Here is a 26,425-nt window from a genome sequence, read left to right as displayed (position 1 = left end):
GTGTATGGAGATATCGGGCAGATCGCAAAAGTCATGGGCGTTAGGAACAAACATAATTTGAAATTAGTCCTGCTCCGGAAATCCATACAACAGGAGGGAAACCTTCCAACAAGAAATCTTGGACACTGCTGGCATTAAAAACATCTTTGCTGACCAAAAAGGCTGGGTTAAAGTATCCGATGAAGAAATCGTCAAGAGGAACCATAAATCCATCATTACCACTGCCACGTTTGCAGAAGATGCTGTTGATGAAATTAAATCGTGTACAGGCTGGGAAAATATCGATGCCGAAAAAAATGATGACACCCATTTACTTGATGAAATATCATATCACGTCCTGGACCAAGGATCGGGGAAGCTGCTGAACCCGCAGCAAAAACCGCTTATCCCGACCTGGTCAAATAACTCAGAAAGAAAGGATACTCCGGTCATTAGGCAATAAATCTACGATCACATGATCTATTTATCTTAAGGAATTAAAAATGCACCAACTTCCTTTCTTTCTTGTTTATGCTAAAATAAATGCAATCCACTCATAAGATATAAGAGGAACTGATGAACATGTATAAAAAATTCTTCATTTTGATCTTCGCAGCCGCCCTTCTTTTAGGGCTTATTAAAACCATTACGGATATGTAGCAAAAACAGCCCGAGTCCTGACATTAGTCAGGACTCGGGCTGTTTTCATTTTCGTTTAACCTCTCCATTAAGCTTCCCCATTTTCGGGATAAGGATAAAAAACAAACAAACAACAGATAGTGCCAAAACGATGCCGAGCAATATCGTCAGGTCAAAATTAAGGGAAGGCTCTGTTTCTTCTTCGCTTCTCGTTCGAATGCTGACTTCCGAGAATAATCCAAGCTGTTCTGATTTTGAAGCGATGGTATTATTTTGATTCTTCGTTACCGGAGAAAGAAACAGTGAATCCTTCACCGAGTCCATGACATCATATTTCCCTCTTTCAAAAGTAAGGTCCTTTTGTTCTTCAGGCAATCTCCGCTTCTGTTCCAACAATCCTTCCTCATGGAAATATTCCGTTTGAATATCAATATCATTTTCTTGATATTCATTGGGCTCCACCATGGGTTCCTCTTCTGCACCGCCATGCGGTGTATGGCTAAAGAACATGAAGAATAAGACTGCCATTACGTATTTAATCCACTTCATGGGCCATTTCTCTTCTTTCTATAAGACGCTTCACTATATATGGAATGACCGTTCCAATAAGCGTCAGTACAATCAAAATGATAATAGCCGGAATGAATGCCGACTGATTACCAAATTGAATGGACATGTATACGTCTGCAACCGGGTGGTCGACATTGAAATTAGGCATGATTAAATCCAATAATGGAATGGTAAAGAAACTGATCAAACCAATCACAAGGATAGAACCGACAAACGGACCAATTGAGAAGGCAAGCCGGGTAAACGCTGAACAGAAGAATAAAAGCAGGACAGTGAAAACGGTCCATTTAATCTCCTGCATATCTCCCAGTGGATAAATCTTTAAACCATATATGCTGATTATTAAACCTACGCTCAGATTCAATAAGGTAAACAAGGCCGCATGGACCATCATTGGCATGGTTTCATAATGATGCAGGAAGAAACCGATCAATAACCCAGAAATGAGTATGATCACCAACATGACAATTGGCGGGATATTGACCTTTTCCTGATGAAGGACTTCCCCGCTGATTTGAACGGGATTCGCCAAATATTCATACACATACCCGTTCTGCTGATCATCGACTAGAGTGTTGTTCAAGACACTATATACGTCCGTCTTGATTCTTTCGGTTGAGTCTACATTTTGGGACCAATTATCATTAAGCTGATCGGCCCTTTCCTGTACGGACCCCACTTTCGCTTGCAGGTCCGCTGTATCCTTCGTGACCGTGTCCTGTCGTTCCGCTACAGAATTGACAAGGTCGGAAATGAAGCCGACAGTTGTTGCCGTATTGTCTTGAAGTGAGACAAACATTTCACCATCAAGGTTCACTGGAGGTTCGTCCTCCATTTCAGGAACTTCCATATGATCTGACAAATTGGCAGACACTTCTTGAGCCTTCCCCGTAATTGCCGCTAATTCGGCTAAAGTGGCTTTCTGCCCCGTTTCAACGTTAGCATCATATTCTTTCATATAATCCATAATCGAATCTGAGAACATCCCGAAGTTCTCATTGACTCCCGCTAAACTCGCTTTGACGAGTTTTGCTTCTTCATCTACATTTCCGGAAACCCCATTTTTCAAGTTTTCCAATTCTTTTATATTGGCTGCAAAAACCTTTTCTACATTTGCTTCCGTGACTCTTTCAGCCAATTCTCCATAAGATGAGAGTGAACCATAATAGGCAAGGAGGGTAGTTGAATCCCGGTTAGTGATAGGTTTTTCAAAGGCCTTCACCAACATTGCCCGCCTTTCTCCCCCCACTTTTTCAAGGAGTGCCTGTTCGAGATTCTTGATCTCTGTGATGGTCTCGTCAATTGTCATACTCTGGATATCCTGTAATTTTTGAATATCTTCCTGTGACTTTTTCCACTGATCACCTAAATCCTTATAATTCGTGCCAAGCTCATTATAATCAGTCTGTAATTGCGTAAACTGTGCAAGCAGATCATTATATGAATCTACCAGTGTATTAAATTCCGTTATCACTTCATTATAATTTCCCGTTCTGCCGTTTACCGTTCCGCTAAGATTATTGATTTCAGTTTGGAGTTCTGCTGTAAGAATATTGATTTGTTCAGCAGTTCCTTCACTCCCCTCTGCCGGCACCAAACTTTCAAGTGCTGTGTTGATGCCATTTATTTGATCCAGCAGTCCCTTTAGCGACAGTTCATCAATCGGGTCCTTCTTTGAAGGAGCAGCCTCCGATTCACCTTTACCCGTTTCCGTTTCAATATCTTCTATAGATGTCGTTCCTTCACCAATAATTCCCCCATCACCAGAGCCGCTTGCAAGATTTCCTCTTTGCATAAGCAAGGTAGACTGAAGGTTTTCAAGACCCGCCTCTTCCGATTGTTTCAATTGATCAATCGAGCTTTGTTGATCTTGGGTGATTTTCGTAATTTGTTCTACTTGCTTGTCTTTCATGCTTGTTGAAAATTGTTCCAATTCATTACTGCTGGAATCGAGCTTCTGCTGCATGATTCCAACATTCTCACTAATGCCTTGATCATTAAGGCTGTATTTCGTATTCATCCCTTGCTGAATCTCCGGTATCGACTGGTTCCCCTCATTCAGCACCTTGCCATATGATTGAACACTCTCGTTGACAAGTTGCTGATTTTGAGCCGAAGTCTTCTCAAAAAGGATACTTTGAGCTTTTTGATATTCCTCAAAAGAAACTACATCTTCTACAAAGGAAGCCATTTGAGTCTTGGTGTCCCCTATTTCATCCATTGTTTCATTACTCGTTTTGCCAGCATCCTTCGTTTGGGCAAAGACTCCTTCAAGCATTTCCTTATGCTGTTTGATTTCCCCAGCAAGGCTTTCCGAGCTTGGAGTATAAAACTCATACATCGTGTTTTGAAAAGCGATTTCTTTAGCAAGGACATTATCGAACTTCTTACGGATGTCCTCGACCGATTGGGAAACATAGCTCCAATACTGTGTTGAAATATGCTTATTCATTTTATTCTTTGTCTTTTCTAATTCCTTTTGTACCTTCTCCATGTTCTCTGCATTCAAACTTGTTTGTACCTTGTACTTAATTCCCGCCTTAACAGGCTGCTCATCATCGAACGTATAAATATTCTCTGAAAAATCGGATGGGAAATATATAACTGCATCATACTTTTCATTTTCAAGTCCACTTTCCGCCGTACTTCTGTTAACCACAGTCCACTCATATTCAGAATCCTTGTCCAAGGTAGTAACTAGCTCTGAACCCACGTATATGGGATTGTTGTTAAATTCAGTGCCATTATCTTCATTGACAATCGCGATTTCACGAGAAGCCGTTTCTGTCTTTTTCATTGGATTTTGGCCAATATAAGAAAAAAACAGGATGGGCAGCGCTAAGATCACCAGTATTTTACCGATTAATAACATCGGTTTTAATTTTTCAGACACTCTCTTGCACTCTCCTTCTATATTCACTTAGAGGAATTTGGATTTTACTTTCCTGACCGTTTAGTACAAAATATCCGTAACCAGGCTGAATTTCTTCTTCTTTTCTCGAATAGGAGAGCGTATACAAGCTTTGGTCTGATTTTTTAAGAAGCAAAACAGCCTGTCTGACTTGTTTCAATTCAGTTGTCAACGAATCATATCCCTTGGTGAAGTCGTTAGCATTTCCAGCGACGATCAGACTAAATCCTAAATGGCTGTACTGTTTCATCAGGCCACTGATCCTATCCTGAATCCTGCCGTCGATCGTTTGTTGAATCCTTGAAAGGCTATCTATGACAAATATGATGGATGGGAATTCCAGCTGCTTCATCGGTTTCATTTCCAATGCCGCTAGATATTGTCGTTCACGATCTTCAAAGATTTCAGTGATATGATCGAGCCATTCGGATATCTGATCTTTCGTTTCCACATAACGTACAGTCTCAAATAAAGCATATGAAGATAGTCCACGATCGACTCCGTCAAACAAACCAATTTCTCCAATTGTCTGTGTAAGCAACGATTCCAATAGCACTTTAAGGACATTCGTTTTCCCTTTACGTGACTGCCCCACGACAAGCAAGAATGGATTGGAATTCAACTCCACGGAAACAGGCGTAACGCTCTCCTCTGACAGCCCGATTGGAATTGAATCCTTCTTAATGGCTTGTGAGCAGTAACTCTTGAAGCTGCTGGAATCAAGACGTGCCGGTAACATCGGAATCGCCGGCGGTTTGGCCATTTCCTTATATTTAACCTTATGATCTGCCACGGCCTGTTTCATTTCTTCCAAAACGGCTATATCATCCGCTCCACCGGCTGGTAAATAAACCTGCGTGAGATAGGTTTGGTCCTTCTTCACCAACGCCCTTCCCGGAACAGGTTCATTTTCATAGAGGGTCCTCCCCAGAACAGAATATTGTTCCGAACTGTCCATTAAGTAATGGACGACCTTCGTCTTAAGACTATTCATTAACGGCTGGCGAATCGCATTGATTCTCGTTGCCGTTAAAATCATGAAAATTCCAAGTGATTGCCCATCACGTGCAAACTGAATGAGCTGTGCTTCCTGGTCCTGCATTTCATCCTTCACTAAATCGAAATTGTCGACCACAATAAAAATGATCGGCAATTTATCCTCCACTAATGCGTTATAAAGCTTTATGTTACTAAGCTCCCTTTCTGAAAAAAGCTGCTTACGCCTTTCCATTTGCGCTTTCATGAACAACATGAATTTTTCAATTTTCCTTAACTCATCGAATCGAAAGTAATCCCCTGTGTGAGGCAGCTGGCGCAATGGCAGTAAAGCGCTATTCCCGAAATCGAAAATGTAATAATGCAGTTCTTCAGGAGTGAATTGATCTGCAAAACTAAAGAGAAGGGTCAAAACGGTGGTTGACTTGCCGTATCCGGAAGAACCAAAAATCCCAACATTCCCATCCTCAATCCAGTTATAGATATAATTTGTCTGGCTCTGCAATTCGGGCTCATCCTTCATTCCTAGATGGAATTGATACATCGCCAGGCTTGTCTCAGCATTTCTCGATAGACGGTCTTGAAGAGGCTGAAGCCATGGGCTTGCCAACTTCTTAATCTTCATTTCTTCCTGCGTCTTCACAATATGATCCGCAACGGCTTCAATTTCACTTATCTTTTCTTTCCTCTTATTAGTAATTTGTTCCGATACATTTGAGATTTGGACAAGACCAAGGTCTGTGACGAATGCCACTTCATCCTCAGATCCAACCGTATCCTCTAAATATGGTGCACCGCTCCAAGCTGACTGAAACAGTTCATACACCTCATTATTTCCTACCTGCAAATATCCCCGACCGGTGACAGTAATATTTGCGGCATCACTATTTTTAAGAATTTCCTTACTATCATTGGCATCCTGCACTTTTAAAGAAATTTTAAAACGGGCATTGCTCCAAATCTGGTTATCAATAACACCGCCTGGCTTTTGTGTGGCAAGAATTAAATGAACACCCAAGCTCCGTCCAATTCTTGCCGTACTCACTAATTCGCGGATGAAATCAGGTTCTTCGTTTTTAAGTTCCGCAAACTCATCTGATATCAAAAATAAACGCGGTAACGGTTCATCCGCTTTGCCTTCTTTGTATAAGTCCGTGTAATCGTTGATATGATTAACTTCGTATCGATCGAACAAGCGCTGGCGTTTCTTCAATTCGCTATTGATGGAGGCTAGTGCCCTGGCACTGAAGTTCTTGCTTCCCTCAATATTCGTAATGACTCCGAGCAGATGCGGAATCTGCCTGAATGGCTGTGCCATTCCCCCGCCTTTATAATCAATGAGCAAAAAGGCAACTTCATGTGGATGATAATGAACGGCTAATGATAGGATGTAAGTTTGCAGCAATTCACTCTTCCCCGACCCTGTCGTTCCAGCAACCAATCCATGGGGGCCATGCGCCTTTTCATGCAAGTTCAATTCAACCCTATCCGTTTTCCCTTTCAATCCTATGGGAACTGCCAAGGATTTGGAAGACTGATTGGTCCGCCAGTTTTGGCTAATGGGCAGATCTTCCACTTCACGAACTTTCAATAATTCCAGAAATGAAACCGTTTCTGGTATTGAATTGCTCATGCCCTTTTGATGATCTAGTGAACGCAGCGTACGTGCATATCGCTCATTTCCTTCTGATGTATGTGCATCAAGTGTAAAAGGAGTATGAACAGCCTTCGTTTGCTGGATGAGAATCTCACCTTCGCGATCATTTATATACTTCACAAGTGTATGGACATTTTCCGTCAAACTCTCTTTTGCATCCGCAGCAAAAATCGTCGAGATACCTAAATCGTCTGTTTTACCTTCTAAATATTCCAATATGACATGCTCTGCAATTAAATTACGATCCGTGACAATAAAGACAAAATGGGGAGTGAATCTCGCATTCCCTTTGTTCTCATCCATATCTCTTTCCCTCAATAGCTGATAAATCGAAGTCAGCAGCTGATCGCGTGATTGCTCATTGTATATAAAGCCTTTTGCATAGGCATGTGGCAGTTGAAAATGAGGGAGCCATTTCATCCATTCCCATTCTTGGTAATCCTTTTCAGGAAAAATGGCCACAAAACGAACATCATGATAACTATGAAAAAAGGACAGCTGTCCAATCAATTGTTGCAGTTCGCGTTTAACAATCGATTCCTTTCCGACAAGGCCCATCGATCCGCTTGATAAATCGATGGATAACGGAAGATTATCCAGGTTTTTGTATACATCCACTAGTTCCTGCGACTGCTCAAGTAAATCATCTATATCCCGATTGGACATATCGTTACTATTTGCCGAAACCTCATAACTTGAGGGTACGGTCGCCGTTCCGATCTTAAAGTGGAGAGCGTCTTCACTCTCCAACGTTCTCTCCCAAATACGGTCGCTAATACTATCAGTTAGATGCTTCATCCTTTCAAAAGAAGGGTAATGATAGAACAGCACTTTCTTTTGCTTTTCAGACAGCTCTTGCAGTTCTTCCCTCTTCTGGTCTAGATACCTGGTATACACACGTTGACGTTTCTCATCTCTGAATTTTTGCTTCTTTTTGTCTTTAAAGTATTGAACCGTCGAGGTTACTAAAGTCGTTGTGAACATCACAATCGATATGATGATGAAAATGCCCCGAGGCTGAACGATCGTGATGACCCCCATGACAATAAGCATCATTAACGGCGGCATCAGGATTAACCATAACCCTCTATTATTATCTTCCGATTCTTGGCTTGGAAATGATATCGTCACTTTCTCATCCGGCAATTCGTAGATCATCCTTGGTGTCCGGCGATATTGTGGATAGCTTTTCTTCATTTCAGAGATTGGCTTCTTCATTTTAGATAAAGTTGTTTCATAACTCTCCGCACTATGAATCATCAATAAGTCGCCTTCAATCAACCTAAGCAACATGTTTGGCCAGCAAATCAGATCACCATTTTGAACGGGAGCAGCCTTCGTTACCTTTTCACCATTCAGGAAAATCCTACTTTTTTCTTTAGGTATGAGAAGCCACTGCCCTTTATGAAGAACAAAGGAAAAGCCATTGCCGGGAACGGGTCCTTCTTTACGGAAGGTCGCTCCCTCCTTGGCCGATATAGTGATTTCTTTCAAGTTGCCAATATAATAGAGGCTTTCTTCCAATTCCCCTGCCGTATAAAAAATCTCGACCGTTTCTTCTCCTTCATGAAAGGTGAAGCTTTGGAATGGTTTTACATCGCCAAGCTTCTTCCCCTCCCTAAACACCTCATATTCATTAAGCCCATCATGCTTTCTCAGCTTGATGGATCCATGTTCAAAGGGAAGGGAATAGACGGTGATCGTATCCTGTTTTGATGGCCCTATCGTAAATGGACCGTTATGATTATCCTTGATCTTATAGGACTGGTAGGTCCCCTTAGAATAAATCCATAATAAACTCATTAAATCTCACCTCCGCAAAAGGCCCAATGCTCACTCTTTGCTTTTCTCTTTTTCTTCAATTGATTTTTTCGAGGAATCCTTACCTTCTTCTTTTACAGCAGGCTTTGCTTCCGCTTCACCTTTATCTTCCGCATTGGAATTTTTTGCAGGCTGGTTCTGTTCTTGCTGTCCCCCGTTTTCCTCCATTTGCTTATCCAATTCCTCTTTTTCCTTTCTATATTGGGACAACTCAGTATCGACTTCTTTAATTTGCGTTTCCTTTTCTTCCCCGGAAAGTTTATCGTCTAACTTAATCTGTTCTTTCTGATTTACCAAACCATACATAATCAATTCGCGATCCTCCATGATTCTCGCCAAATCGATCGCGTTCTCGTTCATGCCCCTGCCTATATATATCCAATATAGGAGATACTGGCTATCGGTTTGCAAAGTGATTGCATTTTCCACATTTTTCTTAGCGACTCCCTCCAACGGTTCGTAAGTGACATAGGACTTCGCCAGTTCATATTGAACGACATACGGCATATTTTTTGGGTCGTAGTTTTCCAAACGGTCAATGACTTCACTGTATTTTTGTTTTAAGAAGCTTTCACCGCTTTCTACATATGCATCCTGCCTAGGTTGGGAGAAGAATAGTGTGTAAATCGTAAAGAACATCAGTGGCACTAGAATGATCATCGTACCCAAAAGTGTATAGCGGCCCATTCTCCATTTTTTTTCAGGGATATGCACAAATGCCTTTTCTTCCTTCTCTAAAGCATCTATCCGTTTTTGAACGACCGTGGATAGTTCATCCCAAGTCCCCGCTGCCAGTATACTTTTTGATTCGTTCGATAGTTTTAATGTTTTATAATAAAGCAGATACTCTTCGAAAGTATACTGACCATCCACGAATGCCGAAATCGTTGCCTTCGTTTCTTGAAATAGCTCATCATGATTATGCTCATATGGAGGCATACTGTCTTTTACACCATAATGTAGGAAATATGGGGTCAAGCTTGGATCAAAAACGATATTTTCTGGACAGACGACTAGTTGCAGCCGAGTCAATTCATGATTTCTGATTTTCTTCACGATTTGATAAGACGATACCCATCGACCTAACAGGTTTCTATCTTTAGCTTTGGAAAAAACAAAAAAAGAGGCTGGTGGATTTACTCTGATCTGCACCTCGTCCTCTGTCACTTCTATATGTTTCTGGAGAGCATCATCCGCTTCATGAATAAGCTGTAATTCCAGTGGGTCTTGCATCGATAGTTTTGCCCGTTGGAAAACGAACAGATACCCATTATCATCCTTCACCATTGCAGCTTCTGTTTTTTTCTCCAGATATGGTTTCTCATCCATTCTATGTACTCCTTTACCCCTGCTAAAAGGGCTTTAGACTTTATTCCTATAACGGGCCCACACTTAATCCATTAGAGGATCTCAAGGCGGTCCCCCGACGTAATTCCGCTATCAAGCAGGGTATCATAACCTGAACATACAAACTCTTTATTCTTGACCCGCACCCAATATCCATCTTTAGGTGCAGTGGCAATATCCTTTACCTGCCATACAATTTCAACAACCTTCTTGATGGAGCGGTAATTCGAGACTTGCAAGTCAAATACTTCCCCTGTATACCTGTTTAAATCGATCGTAAGTTGAATATATATGGAAACCACCTCTTTTAAAAGCAAAAAAGCACCACGATCTTCATTAAGAGTCGCAGCGCTTTTTCCTAGAAAATTCTTTATCTCTTTGACCTAATGATTATCCGCGAATTTGACTGGCAATCTGATTATCTGTATCTTCAAGGATTTGAGCTGATTTATTCAATTGTTGAGAAACTTCATTCAACAAGCGTGCCATATCCATGAATGAAGGCTTCAATTCTTCATATTGCCCGATGAAAGCCTCACTCGAAGAACCTTCCCAAATACCTGTTAAATGATCTCTCATTTTATCTAAACGACCAATGATATCCGTTACCTGTTGGCTCTCATTATCATATTGCCTAGCTACATCTTTCAGTTCCGAAGGTGTTACGCGAATTTGTGACATAGAAAAACTCCTCCTTTAATCTTATATAGTACATTTTAATAGAACCATACATTTTCTGCCATATAAATAAAAACAAAGTCGAAAAATGGTAAATTATGATTATAGAAAAAACCTAAATATGGGATTATGAAAGTCTATGTACCTGTTTTTCCGAATCATTAAACATTTCTTTGAATGAATTTTATTTTTTTACCTTTTCATGGTAAAAAAAAAGTTCCTTATGCCCATTTTTTTGGACCATTACTAAAATATAGGGATTCCATCAAATCTCTATGAAATTAATCAAACGATTGATTAATATTTGAAAAACCAATCGAAAGGATATCCAAATATACGAAGATCCTTTTTCCAAAGCAAAATAAACTATTTTTAATACATGGATTTCAGCTGTGCGACTTAGTTAATGGAGATCCTTATCACATGATCAAGTCCTCATATAACCCGTTCCAAAAAGTGTTTCACGAACCGATCCGCTTCCACTTTCGTACAGACGCGGATTCCAGGACCGCTAATCTGTTGGCCTATTGTCCTGCCCGTTTCTTCGCCTTCGGTCACACCCTTGACGTTCATCATTTCTGCACTTACAAAACTTGAATCAATCGCAACCCCGACTGCAAGTGGATCATGAAGGGCGCAGCCGCCCAAACCTGGATGGGAGGTTTCATAAGCTTTCATATAATAATCGGTCATTTCCGCTAAAAATCGGGCGCTCTCCTTACCAGTTGCCCGCCATTCATCAAGCTTCGATTTCAAAAGATATGTTTGCAGTGTCACATCAAGTCCCACTAGGGTGATTGGCAGTCCGGATGAAAATACATGATCAGCCGCTTCAGGATCGGATACTATGTTCGCTTCAGCATAAGGCGTTACATTTCCTTGTACGTTTACAGCACCGCCCATAATAACCACCTCTTTTACTAAGGACATGATTTTCGGGGCTTTTTTAATCGCCATTGCGATGTTAGTCAGTGGCCCTACTGCAATAATCGTAATTTCATGCGGCCGGCTTTTCACTTGTTCGATAATGAAATCTGATGCATTCCCTTTTGATGCTTTAATAGTTGGTTCAAACTGAAGGGTATTTCCTAATCCGTCTTCCCCATGGACATGCTTGGGATATTTCTTCTTCTTTCCGCGTACCAATGTTTGACCGGCTCCTTCAAAAACCGGAATGCGCCTATTTAATTTTTCCAAAACGGCCAGTGTATTACGGGTCGATTCAACAACGGGTACGTTACCAAAGCAAGTGGTAAACCCCAGCACTTCCAATTCTGGTGAATTTAATGCATATGCCATCGCCATGGCATCATCAATCCCAGTATCAACATCAAATATGATTGGTTTCAATATTTCCACACCTTCCAGAATTACATTTTTGTGCCACTAAATATTAATGTCCTTTCTCAATAGAGAATAAATAGCTTTCTACACGTTTCATATCTTTTCTTATGTATCAGGAATCACTATTTTCCAACTGAATTTTAACATTCAATTATAGGCAGTTCCACAGAATTTTAAGAATACTCATAATTTACAAACAATGAAAAAGCCTGCCAGTTCATGTATCTACTAGTAAAAATAGTTGACCGCTTATAAATATCAATGATATAAAAAAGGGAAATGAAGAAGTAGGGCCCTTATTCCTTTTTAACTTGTTCAATGCTATTACCCAAACTAGAGAGTGTTCTCTAAATGTAGTTATATTACCTGCGGTTGACGAAGGTGGATAAAGGATGAAAATGTTTAAGTTAATCGAAGATGATCCTTCTACGTATAAAAAGGGGACAAATTTTTTTTTAATATCGCATTCAGAATTCATTGGTGTGAAAAGTTATGTATTACTAGCTGAAGATTTGAAAGGAAAGATCGAAGTAACGGAAGAAGAATTGAAGAGTAAATTCGTTTCCATACATTGATCTTTCGTTTAACTGAAAAAACGAGGGAATTTCATTTCTGAAATCCCCTCGTTTTTCTTATTTTAAATCTTCAATCGAATCAATATCGACGTAATCCGGTACAACCAGTCCATTCTTTGTTCCTTTTAAGTTTGGTCCAAGGTCAACCATATCATCTTTATACTTATTATAGTATTCAAGATGTGTACCAGGAAGCCATGCAGCCACCATTGCGTCCGCACTTCCGTTTGCAACGCCGGCAAACATTGGTCCCACTTCAACTTGACTTAATGTTACATCATAACCATTATGTTCCAGAACCTTGCCAATTACATTTGTACTGGCAATTTCAGTGTCCCATGCAACATAAACCAGTTTGATTTTTTCACCATTTCCTGATTTAGCACCTTTAGTCCACTTGGACACTTTGTCCGGATTTTCGCTTATCCATTTTTCTGCCGCTTCTGAAGGAGACATCCCTTCAGTGACTTTGACCATTACATCTTCCATATCATCAGTTTTCCAGAAGAATTGATCAATAATTTTATAAGCGCCGGGCGCATCCTGTTCGAGGCCTTTTCTGGCAATCGAATTAATATTTTCAGCCCCGCCAAAGGATTTTTTCGGATCTTTGAGATATTTCAAGTCATATTTCGAGAACATCCAATGCGGTGACCATCCAGTAACGATGATCGGTTCTTTTTTATCAATTGCTTTTTTCAATTCAGCAACCATTGCCGCCGAAGATCCTTCAACCAACTTCCAATCATCCAACTTATAATCATCTATAGCCGTTTTAGTCAACTTCATCAATCCTGCTCCAGGTTCAATTCCGATGATTTCATAATTGGTTTTGGCAGCAAAACTGTTTTTATCCCCGTTCACAGCTTTTTCTTTTGTAAAAGTACCGAACAGTGCAGTCCCTACAACAAGTAAAGCTAATATTGTAAAAATGATTTTCCTGCTAACGATATGCTCGTAAGCTGGCTTACGAAGGTTTTGCGTGATACGATCTAGAATGATTGCAATGATTACGATGGATAATCCTGCTTCAAATCCTTGTCCTACATTAATTTGGCTGACAGCCCGGTAGACATCTGCCCCAAGCCCGGGTGCTCCAACCAATGAAGCTGTAACAACCATGGATAATGCAAGCATGATGCTTTGGTTAACTCCTGCCATAATCGTTGGAGTAGCCAATGGTATTTGTACCTTGAATAACTTTTGGCTGCTTGTTGAACCAAAAGCATCCGATGCTTCAATTAAATCATTAGGCACTTCCTGAATCCCAAGATTGGTCATACGGATTGTCGGTGCGATTGCGAAAATGAATGACGCAATGATTCCCGGCACTACCCCTATTCCAAAGAATAATATTGAAGGAATCAAATAAACGAATGCAGGCATCGTTTGCATGAAATCCAAAATTGGGGTTACGATCTTGCGCACCGTTTTATTTTGGGCACACCATATTCCGATCGGTATCCCGATCAGTATGGTTAGGAATCCTGACAATATAACGATAGCAAGTGTTTGGATGCTTGATTCCCAATAACCAAGATTATCAATCAAAAGTAAGCTAATGAAAGTAAATATTCCCAATGGCCATCTGCTTGTATAGGTAACCAGAAGGGTTAGGACTATAATTAACACGATTGAAGGTCCAGCACTCATTACATCGACCAGGATATTCAGTAGACCCTCAATCACATTCGTAATATGTGTAAATAATCCAGCAAATACAATAGTTATCCAATCCACTAAAGAATCGACCCAAGCTCCTAGTGGTATTTTTGTCATATTCATTGAATTATTCACTCTCCATTTCATTCAAGGAATCTTTATTTCCTGCTAAAGCACCAATCACGGCACCGCGAAGCAGAATTCCTTTTATTCTTTTCTGTTCATCAATCACTGAGATTGGCAAGCTTGAAGTTGCCATCACATCCATGAGGTTACCAAGTAATTCATCCTCTTTTACAGTTGGGATATCGGTTGACATCACTTCAGAAATCGATTGGTTATTGCTCATTGCCTGACGAGCCTGTTCTGCAGTCACTGCCCCCAATAATTTCTGCTTTCTATCCACAACAAAAATGCTGGAATACCCTTGTTTGCGCATGATTTCCAATGCAACCCTCGGACCTCTGTCAACTGCAATCTTCTCTGGGCGTATCATCACATGAGAAGCTGTCAGTACTTTTGATAGATCAACATCTTCAACAAACTTCTCGACAAATTCATTAGCTGGATTCATCATGATTTGTTCAGGAGTTCCCAATTGAATTACACTTCCATCTTTCATAAGAGCAATTCTATCCCCTATTCTTAATGCTTCATCAAGATCATGGGTAATGAAAATGATCGTTTTTTTGTACTGATCTTGAATTTCAATCAACTCATCCTGCATATCCTTACGTATTAATGGATCAAGAGCACTGAAGGCTTCATCCATCAATAATATGTCCGTATCACTAGCAAGTGCCCGAGCTAACCCAACCCTTTGCTGCATACCACCGCTAAGCTGTGACGGCAGCTGATTTTCGTAGCCTTTCAATCCAACGGCCTCTAGAGCCTTCATCGCTTTTTCATGGCGTTTTGTTGGATCCACTTTTTGAATTTCGAGCCCAAATTCAGCGTTTTCCAATATCGTTTTATGCGGAAATAAAGCAAAGTTCTGAAAAACCATGCTTATTTTCTTTTGCCTGACTTCCCTTAGGCGCGCCGCGTTCATCTTCACGATATCTTCTCCCCCAATTAAGATTTCTCCCAATGTAGGATCGATCAAACGATTGAACATGCGGATTAAAGTGGATTTCCCACTTCCGGATAGACCCATGATGACAAAAATTTCGCCAGGATAAATCTCGAAATTCACATTATTAACTCCGACCGTTTGTCCCGTTTCTTTCAAGATTTCTTTTTTTGTTTTGCCTTGCATCAATAAATCTGTTGCTGCTTTTGGAGATTTGCCAAAAATTTTCGAAACATTTCTGACTTCTACATACGGCTTCATCAAGTCACCTCATTCTAATAGTTGCCCATATGATTCAGTTTTGCTGAATTTCCCCGTTTTATGCGAGTGATGATTATTAATACACAAGTACCTTGAAATAATCGAAATTTTTAAAAACGATTCTACCCATACACTTTTTTCTTCTGTTCTATACCATATTGAGGTAAAAAAAGCGGAATTGACACATATGTGAGTGGCACCTTCTTGCACAGGACCTAATGAACAAAGAAATTACCTATTTTTATTGTTCCCAAGAAGGCATTCTTTACTTGGATTATATATGTGTGATTAATTGAGCATTTCAAGTAGGAAAAGGAGGTGCAATCACAATTGAGGAAACAAGCAGGCACAGCATATACCAACTTTAATATAAACGATTTCCACTTAGAGTTTTCTGTCCAGTCGTTGGACTAAAGATTACCCTCTTAAGTACTTCATTTTCCTTAACCAGGTGGAATGATACTTGCAGTATGACACCATACGCATTGAAAATGATTATGGGATTCCCAATGTGTCTAATTTGAGCATTTCAAGTAGGGAAAAGAGGTGCAATACAACTGAGGAAACTAACAGGCACAGCATATATCAACTGAAATATATTGGTTTTTATTTTAGAGTTTTTTGGTCAGTTCCATCACACGGAATAAACCGTTCTCCCTAAAGTACTTTATTACCTTAACAAACAATGAATATAAATTCAAATGATGTGCGGCGGAATTGTTGAGTATTTATGCTAAGAGTGTGCATCATATGAAAGTGACACCATTCTTCTATAAACATTGACTTATCAACGTTCATAGCAAAAACTCGGACGTCGAAAACAAATTTTCGGACACACGATTTATCATTTTTTTCAAATGTGAAATTAACTCACAATTGAATACTCTTCACGGATAAAACCAATACAAAAAATATGGCTACTTTAGTTAGTGGATTGCCTTCTTTCAATTAATCCATTCATAGCTTCATCGGCTGTACAAGTTTTCCATTGCTGCAAAGGATATTAAATAATAAAAAATACAGACCGTGCATTTATAACTACACCCAGCGTGAACAATCGCTACACTTCTATTGCCTTGCTGTTCATTATCAAGATTTTATATTCAATCGTTTTTTTGTTATTTTAAAATACTTTTTATGACGTTGTCGGGCAGATAACAACCATTTCCCCAAAATCAATATCCCTAACGTCACTAGATTTCTTGTTAAATAAAATTCTCATCTTCACTTATCAATTCATAATTTCTATATACTGTATAGATTCTTTCTATAATTTTTTTCACATGCAGATATGTAAAAAAACCAATTGATTTACCAATCGGTTTTTTTTGTTGAGAATTTAATAACTTATTTCAGCTATACCCTCAGCGATTTGACTTTAGAAAATATAAATACTCTATTCCAGCAGCAGTTATCTTTGTGCCGGCCCGTCCTCTGCCTTTGATCACAAATCCTTCGCCCGCTAAAATATCCAAGCGGCGGCGGATCTGCTGCGTGGACAAGACAATGTCCGAATCTATGCTTTGACTTGATATAAGCTCTCTGCTCGCCGCTTTTCCTTTATCGTTACATTGCTTGATTACTTCCAAAATAAAAGTGCGCTCTTGCATTTCCAGCATACTTTCACACGCGGAGTATTTCGAAATCACACTTTCTCCCGCTTGTCCGTGCATGAACGGAAGGTCCCTTTTCATCAATACATTTCCCTCACAGACCGTCAGCATGTAATCAATAGTACTTTTCAGCTCTCTTATATTGCCGGGCCACTCATATTGCATGAAATATTCCAGTACGTCTTGCTCTACCTTTACCCACTTCCCACTCTTTGTGATGAGATGCTTAATCAAAAGTGGAATATCCGCTCTTCTCTCATTGAGTGGCGGAATGCGGAGATTAAGTACATTCAGCCGGTAAAATAAGTCTGTTCTGAACGAACCGTCCCGCATCTTTCCTTGAAGATCCTTATTCGTTGCTGTAATCAACCGAACATTAATGGGTATGATTCTTCTGCCGCCAATCCTTCGAATTTCCCCCTCCTGCAGAACTCGCAGCAGATGTGATTGAACTGTGAGACTTATGTCGCCAATTTCATCCAAGAAGATAGTCCCGTTATCCGCCAATTCAAACAAACCTTTCCTGCCTCCCCTTTGCGCTCCTGTAAATGTCCCTTCTTCATAGCCGAACAATTCACTTTCAAGCAAAGTTTCTGTTAATGCGCTGCAGTTCACAGCGAGAAACGGCCCGTTTTTTCGCATTGAATGCTCATGAATAGCATGCGCAAACAGTTCCTTTCCTGTTCCTGTATCACCCTGAATCAAAATCGGATGCCCCGACAAGGCAAGCTTCTTGGCGATCTGCTTACGTTCTTTCATTACTTCATGCTCGCCGATAATATCATGAAAGCTGTATTTCGTATAAAACCCCTTATTTCGCATTTCCCTTTGTGCCGTCTTTTCAATTTCAACGGCTTGATGTACACTCTTGAAGGTTGCGACAATTGTATTTTCTTTCTCCATTTGTAATCGAAAAATGACGACATCCATGCCATCTATATCGAAGAACTTGCTTGCATCCCTACCGTTCATGATGAAATCGGTAATATCCCGGCTATGCATTACTTCCTTCATATACTTTTTAACTACATCTTGTGGATCAACATGAAACAATGCCGCAAGCCTATTATTGAATACTGTAATCTGCCCTTCCTCGTTAACGACCAATATTCCATCATCGACAGTTCCCAGCACATTTTGGATGTGCTCGCTCATCCGCTTGGCATCCCGCTCTGCATATAACAGCCTACGTTGTAATTCAATGATATTCCTAATGTACCTTTCCGAAATCCTCGAGGATATATCCTTGTTCAAACCGCAGCGTTCTACAACTTCTAAAATTGTTGTCATGTCAAAAAGTCGCACACCTATATCGATTACTTCTTTTATGTATGAGGGACAAAGATTTGTTTCTCCTGGTGTAACTGCAATATGAACATCCTCATAAAACAAACTCCCCTTCCGAAAAGGGATGAATTGAACATGATCGACACCAAGCTGATATAAGGATTCAATAAGACTTATTGTTGCCTCATCAACATCATTGACCACCAGAACTGTTAAGCCTTCAGGTATTCTTAATAGTTTATCAATGTATTCATGATGAACCGTTCTCTTTCCCACAATTATTTTCTCGGCATTTATGCTATAAATGTCGTTTGTTTTATCATAAGCAGCATCTGATGAATACAAGATTATTGTATCTTCCAGAGACTCCGGTAATCCCTCATCGGCAGAATGGCTTTTAATATGAACATAGTCTCCAAGCAATTGTTCCAGCTGTTCCTGCAAGGCTTGCTTTGTTTTTGCACTTCCCGCTATAAGCGTAAGTGAGGATTTTGACATAAAAGCACCTACCTGTCTTTAAATTGGTTCTATTATATCACCAAAAAGAACCAATAATGACCTTAAACTCTAATCTAATTCTAAAGTTTTCATAATAATCAATCTAGAAATATTGGCACAGATTTTGCATATATAAAGCATTGATGTGCCTATGGATTTGAAAAGGAGGGAAACAGCAGAATACGAGAAAAACAGATGATAGTCTATGGGGCCGGCATAATTTTGTAAGCGGTTTAGTTCCATGCTTTTATTTTAAATACAAAGGAGAGACACTTATGAGCCAAATTGAAGAGAAGGTTGTTTCGCTTGGAACATCAGGGAAAAAAGAGAGAAAAATCAATGTTTTTGTACTGCTGCTCTGCATTCTCGCAATAGCAACGCTATTCACTTACATTTTGCCGGCCGGGGAATATGCACGAATTGAAGCGGATGGACGGACAACTGTAGACGCCAATTCTTTTAAATGGATAGAATCTGCACCAGTCGGATTGTTCGATATGATAAAAGCAATTCACACAGGAATGGTAGAAGCCGGAAATATTATCTTTTTCTTATTGATTATCGGAGGGTTTTTCGGTGTTTTAAGAGCAACAGGTACGGTTGATGTACTTATCGGGACAATGGCTCGGAAGTTGGCGAAGCGTGAAAAGCTATTGATTCCTGTCGTGATGCTGTTTTTCGCAGTAGGCGGCTCCTTAATGGGGATGGCAGAAGAAACACTGGCATATCTTCCTCTTATCATTCCCCTGGCGTTGGCTCTGGGATTCGATACAATTACAGGAACCGCCATTGTTATAGTAGGGGTAATGTCAGGGTTTACGACAGCCGTCATGAATCCATTCACAGTAGGACTTGCCCAAGGAATCGCAGAATTGCCGATGTTCTCAGGAATGGGGTTCCGCCTTATTTTATTTGTTATTGTCTATCTGGTTTCCGTTCTTTATATCTATCTTTACGCAATGAAGGTAAAGAAAAATCCTTATATAGGAATCTACGGAAAATATACAAAAGAAGAAGCGAAAAACCTGCTGCAATCAGGTGCGAAATTAACAGCGAGACACAAGTTCATCTTAGTAGCTTTTTTAATTAACTATATCGTCTTGGCGTTTGGAGTCATCAAGTTCCAATGGTACATGACAGAAATTGCTGCCTTATTCATTGTATTGACAATCGTAATTGGAATCATCGGAAAACTTTCTGCAGATCACATTGTCAACTCCTTTACTAATGGATCTGCAGCCTTGCTCGGCGGCGCTTTGATAATCGGCGTATCACGCGCCATTCTTGTTGTATTGAATGAGGGCCATATCGTCGACCCTATGCTGCATCAAGTAGCTGAATCTATCCAGCATATCCCTGCCTTGTTAAGCGTTGCTGGCATGTACAGCTTCCAAACTCTTATCCATTTTATTCTAGCGTCCGGCACCGGTCATGCGATGCTGACAATGCCAATTATGGTGCCGCTCGCAGACTTATTGGATATTACACGCCAAACTGCAGTGTTGTCTTTCTCTTTCGCGGACGGAATCGGGAATATGATTTTCCCGACCGCTACCACCTTAATGGCGGGCTTAGCAATCGCAGGCATTTCTTGGACAAAGTGGGCGAAGTGGATTTTGCCGCTGGTGCTCATTCAATATCTCATCGGATTAGTAGCTGTTATCATAGCCCACTTCATCGGGTATGGTCCATTCTGATAGCAGTATTTACAGGAGGAGAAACGAATTGCTTACTTTAATTAAAAATGGCGAGATATACTCACCCAATTACTTAGGACGGAAGGACATATTGATTACAAACGATAAAATCGCATTTATAGATGTCAGAATCGAGATTCCTGACAACTTTGCCCCTATTCAAATCATTGATGCGGCTAATCTTTTCGTTGTTCCGGGTTTTATAGATTCACATGTTCATATTATTGGTGGAGGCGGCGAGGGAGGATTCAAAACCCGCACCCCCGAGCTGATGCTCACTGATATTACAACTTCAGGTATTACAACGCTGGTCGGCTTACTTGGTACGGACGGAACTACGCGTAGAATGGAAAGTCTTCTTGCCAAGGCGCGGGCGCTTGAAGAAGAGGGTATTTCCTGCTTCATTCATACTGGCTCCTATCAAGTACCAGTAAAAACATTGACGGGAAAAATCGAGGACGATATTATTTTAATCGATAAAATTATCGGTGTTGGAGAGATTGCAATATCCGACCATAGATCATCAGAACCCACATTTGAGGAATTGACTAAAGTCGCCTCAGCGGCACGCAATGGCGGTATCCTGTCAGGAAAAGCTGGGATATTAGAAGTTCATGTAGGGGACGGAGATGGAAAGCTTTCCTTGCTGCATGAAATTGTAGATAAAACCAACATTCCGATTAGGCAGCTCCATCCGACACATATCAATCGAAATGGGGAATTATTCAGGGCGGGAATTGATTACGCGAAGAGAGGCGGATACGTAGACTTTACCACAAGTACCATTCCTTTGTTTTTGGAAGAAGGCGAAGTGAAGTGCAGCAAAGGCTTGCGCCTGATGCTTGAAGAAGGGGTTCCAGTCGGGCACATAACCTTCTCTTCAGACGGACAAGCAAGCCTTCCCTTCTTTAACAACCATGGGGAGTATGCAGGCCTACAAGTTGGAAAAGTATCCTCGCTATATCACGAAGTCCGTGATTCTGTTTTAAAAGAAGGCATCCCGCTGGAAACGGCACTGAAGGTCATCACAACCAATCCCGCACAAGTACTAAAGCTTTCGAGCAAGGGCAGCATCCAAACCGGGAAGGATGCTGATATTGTATTGTTGCAAAAGGATACATTGACAATTGATACTGTAATTGCAAGAGGACAAGTGATGGTAGAAAAGATGGTTCCACTTATAAAAGGAACGTTTGAATGAGGGAGTGACTTTTATGCCTGGGAAAAGTCATCACTGTCATGGCGGAGGTTATCAACAAAGTGGACTTTTTAGGTAATCGGTAATGACATACAACTTGAGTTGTATGTCATGGAGCCTGTTCTTGTCTTCAGCCCGCTTCAATCTACCAGCATTATGTACAGCTCTATCTATATTGAGTAAATACTATATTGAAGCTATTGCTGCAAATGAAGAGATCCGTGGAAAACTGCTGCGTTGGTATCATCACGGCAATCAGTCTTCATATCGGCTATGAGTCAGCTTTCCGTAGTCTCGCGAAGCTACCTTCGGCAAAAGAAAAGTCCGTGAGCTGTGTATGAAGCTAGGGTTCTCGAAAAAGAGGAACTGGATGTCATTATGAATTCTTATGAAATGACGCATCCCGAGATTTGCAGGTGTGCATCCATTGTCCAGAACATAAGATACAGCAAGTATTTGAAAGTACTTTAGGGTTTGTTAAGAAATATAAAATAGAGATTTCCTGTTAACTTGGAGATTATGCAGCTAATCAAACAATTATGAGTACATTCCTTTTTTTGCAACTTCACCCCTGGTGAAGTTGCTGTCTTTATACCCTAGCACTTAGTTTAATGATGACTATTAATATCATCCTTCGTAAACTTGGAAAACATGAAAATCATAATCCAAACTAAATTTATATATTATTGTCAACTTCAAATTTCTTGACTAATTTGGTCTACTATTTGAATGATGTCCTGATCCTCGCTTATTACTCCTTTATCAAAAAACAACCTCGTGTTAAATCGGTAGGATATGTGCTCTGATGACAAGGCAGCGGAAATCGGCAACTGGAATGAAAATGGAATAAGGATTTCCTGCTCCTCCTCTATAAATTTTGTTGTCAGTATGGTTGTGGTATCAAAAATCCGTTGCACATTATTCACCTTGTCTAATTGCACTAAGTCACACTCCAACCGTTTTATTTTTTGCTCACAGATTCCTCCTATTATGTAGAATTCACCTGTTATCCGTTCTCCCAACCCATACTTTACCTTAGGCAATTTAAGATCGATTACAGCTTTTCCTATTCCTAATTGTGACAGATATCTTCTCAACAACAAGTTGTTTTCCCTCCTGGAATTTTACTACAACAATTAAAAATGATTAATGTTTGGTATCTAAGTTACTCATCCCCATCACCGAAAAAGCCACCAAAATCTTCAAACTGTTCTTCCACATCAAACATATCTTCTTCTATTCCAAGGGCATCAGTAGCCCCTTCTAGCACCCCATCCATATCTAAACCATCTATCATTTCGCTAAGCAGCATGCCACCCAATACTCCTGCGGCTAATCCTCCAACCATTCCCCCAACACCACTGAATTTATTTCCTGTAGGTGAATATTGATCATGATAAGAAAATGGACGCGTGAACAATTGAGGCTGTTCCACTACCTCTGCAATTTGTTGCTGTAAAAAATGGGTAAGCTCTTGATGTTCCTCTAACAGTCTATGATCAATAACAAATTCCCGTTTGGCTTCAATTTCTCGATTCCCATTTTGACAATCGATTTCCATAAACACCTGCTCTACAGCTTCTTTTGAAGAAATCCGTATCTCCAATTCATTGATCTGGCCGGCAAATTGCGCTGTTGGAAAGAATGAAAATTCCTGTCCATAGGCATCCACTTTTCCTGAAGTAGGTTGTTCTCGAAAACCGAGCTTACTTAGTGAGTTGAAAATGGCTTCTAGTTCCTTTGGAGCCTTAAGGACCAATGCATCTACATCAATGTGATCCAATCCACCTTGAATATCTAGGTGAGTATCGAAAAAGTAAGAAATCGAACCTCTTGTTAAAGGAAGATCTTGCGGGATTTTGTAAGTGAAATCAAAATGTTTCTCTTCCTTTTCCTTAATTGTAAACGGACCGCTTAAAGGTACAGATGACACTTTTTTCGTGACAGTTTCCCCACGTTTTGTCCTCACTTTAATCATGAAGCCAACTGCTAACTGGTTAATTTGTTGTTCCACTTCTCCGCCATGTAAAATTACTTCCCCTTTTAGTGTCTCACCAGCATAATAAGAACGGTTTTCGTAGCGTAAATCAACAGTTGCTGCACCTTTCCCTAACTTAGCCATAAACTTCTTAAACATTCGGTTCATTTCTCCTTTAATTTCCATTAGTCTGTTATGATCATTTCACTTTCGCTTGAAACCCTATCAATTTATACGAATATATAGCTCTTAAAGTTTCATTTACATTCTAAGATTGCCCTCTTGAATATTATGTGTTCCTAATCTGCCCCTTTAAATTAAGAAAAAAACTATTAATCTTTATCTTTTTAACAATCTGAATAACCAATAAAATATTATCCATGGAAGAATGACCCATTCAATTATATTAGTAATTGCATATTATGAGCTTACACCAATTAATGGGATTAAATGACGCTTTGCTATTTGGTAAATCGTTCTTTCTAAGAACTGGATCAATATTCACTATATAGAAGATAATAAGTAGTTTTTAATGTTTGTATACTCGGTTTGTATACAAGCCTATGTATTTCCCGCCGATAAAATCGTAAGTTTTTGATTTTCCAAGTAAACATGCATTCATACAGGAATAGATAATTTTTTATAATGAAGTCCCACTCTAGGGTGATTGCTGATTGTATAAAACTTTTTAATGAAAAGCTAAAAAACACAACGGTGAGCGTAACTTGTAATAAAGCTGTCTTACCAAAGGAGGATTGATGGAGATTTACCCATTAAAGAGAGAAAAAATAGAATCAAATGAAATAGACAAAAGCCTTACTCCAATCCCTTTTACTTGTAAATCATGCGGGGAAACTTATGATGAATCTCTTATGAAAGTAGAATTGAATGTATGTCCGAAATGCCAATATCACTACCCGGTTACAGCTTATGACCGCATTTCAATGGTTACAGATAGTGGTTCATTTTCGGAATTCAATAAAAGTTTAATTTCCGTTGACCCGCTGAACTTCCCTGAATATAAAGATAAATTAATTTCTGATAAGAATAAGACTGCATTAAATGATGCGGTTATTACCGGGGAAGCTTCCATTGGTGGTTATCCGGTTGTGATTGGTGTCATGGATTCTCGTTTCCGTATGGGAAGTATGGGCTCAGCAGTCGGTGAAAAAATCACAAGAGCCATTGAGGAATCATTAAAAACACGAAAACCATTTATATTGTTTTCGGCAAGCGGCGGAGCTCGAATGCAAGAAGGAATTCTTAGTCTCATGCAGATGGCAAAAACGAGTGTTGCTTTAGAACAACTAAACTACGAAAAAATCCTTTTCGTATCCGTTTTAACGAATCCTACAACGGGTGGAGTTTCTGCTAGCTTCGCTTCATTAGGTGATATCAATATTGCCGAGCCACAAGCTTTAATTGGCTTTGCAGGAAGACGCATAATTGAACAGACGATAAGAGAAGAACTTCCAGAAAATTTCCAAACCTCTGAATTTTTATTAGAACATGGGCAACTGGATATGGTTGTAAATAGGAGTGAATTAAAACAAACATTAACAACCATTTTAAAAATCCATCATCTCGATTTCAGGGAGTGTTTTAAACGATGAATTTGCAAGTATTAAAACAACTGGAAAATCAAATTGCTGAATTGAAAGAGGTGTCTACAAAGCATAATCTTGACCTTAACGAAGTAATAAATAATCTTGAGCAAAGAGTCAATGAAATCAAAATCCATCTTAACGAGAATATGGAAGTTTGGGATAAAATTCAACTGTCAAGAATTCAACAACGCCCTACTACTTTAGATTTTATCCACCATATTTTTGAAGACTTTATTGAACTTCATGGTGACAGACTTTATGGGGAAGATCCTGCATTGATTTCAGGAATAGCTACCTTCGAAGGAATGCCTATAACTGTTTTAGGAAATCAAAAAGGTAAAAATACTAAGGACAATATCTATCGTCGTTTTGGCATGTCGCAACCTGAAGGCTACAGAAAAGCCCTAAGAATTATGCAACAAGCCAATAAGTTCAATCGCCCCATCGTAACATTTATCAATACGGCAGGGGCCTTCCCAGGTCGTGAAGCCGAAGAACGCGGACAATCACAAGCTATCGCCCTCAATCTTCGTGAAATGGCAAGTTTTGGAGTGCCTATCATCTGTTTTGTAGTTGGTGAAGGCGGGAGTGGTGGTGCATTGGCTCTTGGAATTGGCAATCGAATCTTCATGCTAGAAAACACATTTTATTCGGTTATTTCACCTGAAGGAGCTGCAGCATTGTTATGGAAGGATGCCACACAAGCAAAACGAGCAGCTGAGGCATTGAAAATTACGGCTAAGGACTTGATGGAACTAGGGGTGATTGATGAGATCATCAAAGAACCTGTAGGAGGAGCACATATTGACATCCCACTTCAATCGCACTTTATCAAAGAAACCTTACGAAAAGCATTACAAGAACTTGGTCAATTAGATAAAGGCAATCTACGCCAACAACGTTTTGATAAGTTCCGAAAAATCGGTGAGTTTATGGAAGAAAGGACATTTAAATAAGAAGATGAACATTTATTTCCCAACATGTTAATAGAACATTTGATATAGATTGTTAGACTCAACATTTTGTAATGTAAAT

The 26,425-nt window shown here is 39.9% G+C and carries 18 protein-coding genes and 1 pseudogene; 7 read left to right on the top strand and 12 right to left on the bottom strand.

Annotated features, from left to right (window positions below; genetic code table 11):
- Window positions 1–97: 97 nt before the first annotated feature.
- Window positions 98–442, top strand: a pseudogene (locus N9I19_RS14505) (ABC transporter substrate-binding protein); the annotation flags it as partial.
- Window positions 443–684: 242 nt separating this feature from the next.
- Here the strand turns inward: N9I19_RS14505 and essA are convergent.
- From essA to N9I19_RS14470, 7 genes are all read right to left on the bottom strand, one after another.
- Window positions 685–1,167, bottom strand: a complete 483-nt coding sequence (gene essA, locus N9I19_RS14500; RefSeq protein ID WP_289319123.1) for a type VII secretion protein EssA — start codon at window positions 1,165–1,167, stop codon at window positions 685–687.
- Entirely contained in the window at window positions 1,154–4,081 is a 2,928-nt protein-coding gene (gene esaA, locus N9I19_RS14495; protein ID WP_317778187.1) for a type VII secretion protein EsaA, read from the bottom strand. The genes essA and esaA overlap by 14 nt, the downstream gene beginning before the upstream one ends.
- Window positions 4,074–8,555 (bottom strand): type VII secretion protein EssC, encoded by a 4,482-nt coding sequence (gene essC / locus N9I19_RS14490; protein ID WP_317778186.1) that lies wholly within the window; start codon window positions 8,553–8,555, stop codon window positions 4,074–4,076. Before essC ends, esaA begins: the two co-directional genes overlap by 8 nt.
- Window positions 8,556–8,585: 30 nt before the next feature.
- The gene (gene essB / locus N9I19_RS14485; protein WP_317778185.1) at window positions 8,586–9,902 is read right to left on the bottom strand and encodes a type VII secretion protein EssB; all 1,317 of its coding nucleotides are present in this window, start codon (window positions 9,900–9,902) and stop codon (window positions 8,586–8,588) included.
- Window positions 9,903–9,973: 71 nt separating this feature from the next.
- Window positions 9,974–10,213 (bottom strand): ESX secretion system protein YukD, encoded by a 240-nt coding sequence (gene yukD / locus N9I19_RS14480; protein ID WP_061465940.1) that lies wholly within the window; start codon window positions 10,211–10,213, stop codon window positions 9,974–9,976.
- A gap of 97 nt (window positions 10,214–10,310) precedes the next feature.
- Complete coding sequence (locus N9I19_RS14475) at window positions 10,311–10,601, bottom strand: WXG100 family type VII secretion target (RefSeq protein WP_089364189.1); 291 nt, start codon at window positions 10,599–10,601, stop codon at window positions 10,311–10,313.
- Between the two features lie 432 nt (window positions 10,602–11,033).
- Entirely contained in the window at window positions 11,034–11,948 is a 915-nt protein-coding gene (locus N9I19_RS14470; RefSeq protein ID WP_317778184.1) for a nucleoside hydrolase, read from the bottom strand.
- A 386-nt stretch (window positions 11,949–12,334) separates the two neighbouring features.
- On the opposite strand from N9I19_RS14470, the gene N9I19_RS14465 reads away from it, so the two are divergent.
- On the top strand, window positions 12,335–12,517 hold the full coding sequence (locus N9I19_RS14465) for a hypothetical protein (RefSeq protein WP_317778183.1): 183 nt from the start codon (window positions 12,335–12,337) through the stop codon (window positions 12,515–12,517).
- Between the two features lie 57 nt (window positions 12,518–12,574).
- Here N9I19_RS14465 and N9I19_RS14460 read toward each other — a convergent pair whose 3' ends face one another.
- The 3 genes from N9I19_RS14460 to N9I19_RS14450 form a co-directional block, all read right to left on the bottom strand.
- Window positions 12,575–14,302 carry a glycine betaine ABC transporter substrate-binding protein gene (locus N9I19_RS14460; RefSeq protein ID WP_317778182.1) on the bottom strand — a complete coding sequence of 576 codons (1,728 nt, stop codon included), beginning with the start codon at window positions 14,300–14,302 and terminating at the stop codon, window positions 12,575–12,577.
- Window positions 14,303–14,306: 4 nt separating this feature from the next.
- Window positions 14,307–15,512, bottom strand: coding sequence for a quaternary amine ABC transporter ATP-binding protein (locus N9I19_RS14455; protein ID WP_061461247.1), 1,206 nt, complete (start codon window positions 15,510–15,512; stop codon window positions 14,307–14,309).
- Window positions 15,513–16,876: 1,364 nt separating this feature from the next.
- The gene (locus tag N9I19_RS14450; protein ID WP_061461246.1) at window positions 16,877–18,910 is read right to left on the bottom strand and encodes a sigma-54 interaction domain-containing protein; all 2,034 of its coding nucleotides are present in this window, start codon (window positions 18,908–18,910) and stop codon (window positions 16,877–16,879) included.
- A gap of 275 nt (window positions 18,911–19,185) precedes the next feature.
- Between N9I19_RS14450 and N9I19_RS14445 the strand changes: the two genes are divergently transcribed.
- The 3 genes from N9I19_RS14445 (at window position 19,186) to N9I19_RS14435 (ending at window position 22,082) form a co-directional block, all read left to right on the top strand.
- The gene (locus N9I19_RS14445; RefSeq protein ID WP_317778181.1) at window positions 19,186–20,607 is read left to right on the top strand and encodes a YfcC family protein; all 1,422 of its coding nucleotides are present in this window, start codon (window positions 19,186–19,188) and stop codon (window positions 20,605–20,607) included.
- Between the two features lie 28 nt (window positions 20,608–20,635).
- The gene (gene iadA / locus N9I19_RS14440) at window positions 20,636–21,808 is read left to right on the top strand and encodes a beta-aspartyl-peptidase (RefSeq protein ID WP_317778180.1); all 1,173 of its coding nucleotides are present in this window, start codon (window positions 20,636–20,638) and stop codon (window positions 21,806–21,808) included.
- A gap of 121 nt (window positions 21,809–21,929) precedes the next feature.
- Window positions 21,930–22,082 carry a hypothetical protein gene (locus N9I19_RS14435; RefSeq protein WP_317778179.1) on the top strand — a complete coding sequence of 51 codons (153 nt, stop codon included), beginning with the start codon at window positions 21,930–21,932 and terminating at the stop codon, window positions 22,080–22,082.
- 418 nt (window positions 22,083–22,500) lie between these two features.
- Here the strand turns inward: N9I19_RS14435 and N9I19_RS14430 are convergent, their stop codons facing one another.
- Together N9I19_RS14430 and N9I19_RS14425 are read right to left on the bottom strand one after the other, a co-directional pair.
- On the bottom strand, window positions 22,501–22,908 hold the full coding sequence (locus N9I19_RS14430) for a sporulation protein (RefSeq protein ID WP_317778178.1): 408 nt from the start codon (window positions 22,906–22,908) through the stop codon (window positions 22,501–22,503).
- 62 nt (window positions 22,909–22,970) lie between these two features.
- A complete protein-coding gene (locus tag N9I19_RS14425) occupies window positions 22,971–23,942 on the bottom strand; it encodes a sporulation protein (protein ID WP_061461242.1) in 972 nt (323 codons plus the stop codon).
- Window positions 23,943–24,541: 599 nt separating this feature from the next.
- Here N9I19_RS14425 and accD point away from each other — a divergent pair.
- Both accD and N9I19_RS14415 read left to right on the top strand, forming a co-directional pair.
- Window positions 24,542–25,396: an acetyl-CoA carboxylase, carboxyltransferase subunit beta gene (gene accD / locus N9I19_RS14420; RefSeq protein WP_289319113.1), complete on the top strand. Its 855-nt coding sequence runs from the start codon at window positions 24,542–24,544 to the stop codon at window positions 25,394–25,396.
- Complete coding sequence (locus N9I19_RS14415) at window positions 25,393–26,346, top strand: acetyl-CoA carboxylase carboxyltransferase subunit alpha (protein WP_317778177.1); 954 nt, start codon at window positions 25,393–25,395, stop codon at window positions 26,344–26,346. Before accD ends, N9I19_RS14415 begins: the two co-directional genes overlap by 4 nt.
- The last annotated feature ends 79 nt before the right edge of the window (window positions 26,347–26,425 follow it).

This window comes from Peribacillus sp. CSMR9 (assembly GCF_033141925.1).
In the GTDB taxonomy this organism is placed as follows: Bacteria; Bacillota; Bacilli; order Bacillales; family DSM-1321; genus Peribacillus; species Peribacillus simplex_A.
Note: the sequence above shows the minus strand (reverse complement) of the source record. Positions and strands in the feature narration are given on the sequence as shown.

Bases quoted from the DNA above. Each gene is read 5' to 3' on its own strand.
- N9I19_RS14465 (WP_317778183.1), top strand. From the start codon at position 12,335: ATGAAAATGTTTAAGTTAATCGAAGATGATCCTTCTACGTATAAAAAG.
- essB (WP_317778185.1), bottom strand. From the start codon at position 9,902: ATGGATGAGAAACCATATCTGGAGAAAAAAACAGAAGCTGCAATGGTG.
- N9I19_RS14455 (WP_061461247.1), bottom strand. From the start codon at position 15,512: ATGAAGCCGTATGTAGAAGTCAGAAATGTTTCGAAAATTTTTGGCAAA.
- essC (WP_317778186.1), bottom strand. From the start codon at position 8,555: ATGAGTTTATTATGGATTTATTCTAAGGGGACCTACCAGTCCTATAAG.
- N9I19_RS14475 (WP_089364189.1), bottom strand. From the start codon at position 10,601: ATGTCACAAATTCGCGTAACACCTTCGGAACTGAAAGATGTAGCTAGG.
- accD (WP_289319113.1), top strand. From the start codon at position 24,542: ATGGAGATTTACCCATTAAAGAGAGAAAAAATAGAATCAAATGAAATA.
- N9I19_RS14460 (WP_317778182.1), bottom strand. From the start codon at position 14,302: ATGAATATGACAAAAATACCACTAGGAGCTTGGGTCGATTCTTTAGTG.
- essA (WP_289319123.1), bottom strand. From the start codon at position 1,167: ATGAAGTGGATTAAATACGTAATGGCAGTCTTATTCTTCATGTTCTTT.
- N9I19_RS14425 (WP_061461242.1), bottom strand. From the start codon at position 23,942: ATGTTTAAGAAGTTTATGGCTAAGTTAGGGAAAGGTGCAGCAACTGTT.
- N9I19_RS14450 (WP_061461246.1), bottom strand. From the start codon at position 18,910: ATGTCAAAATCCTCACTTACGCTTATAGCGGGAAGTGCAAAAACAAAG.
- N9I19_RS14415 (WP_317778177.1), top strand. From the start codon at position 25,393: ATGAATTTGCAAGTATTAAAACAACTGGAAAATCAAATTGCTGAATTG.
- N9I19_RS14445 (WP_317778181.1), top strand. From the start codon at position 19,186: ATGAGCCAAATTGAAGAGAAGGTTGTTTCGCTTGGAACATCAGGGAAA.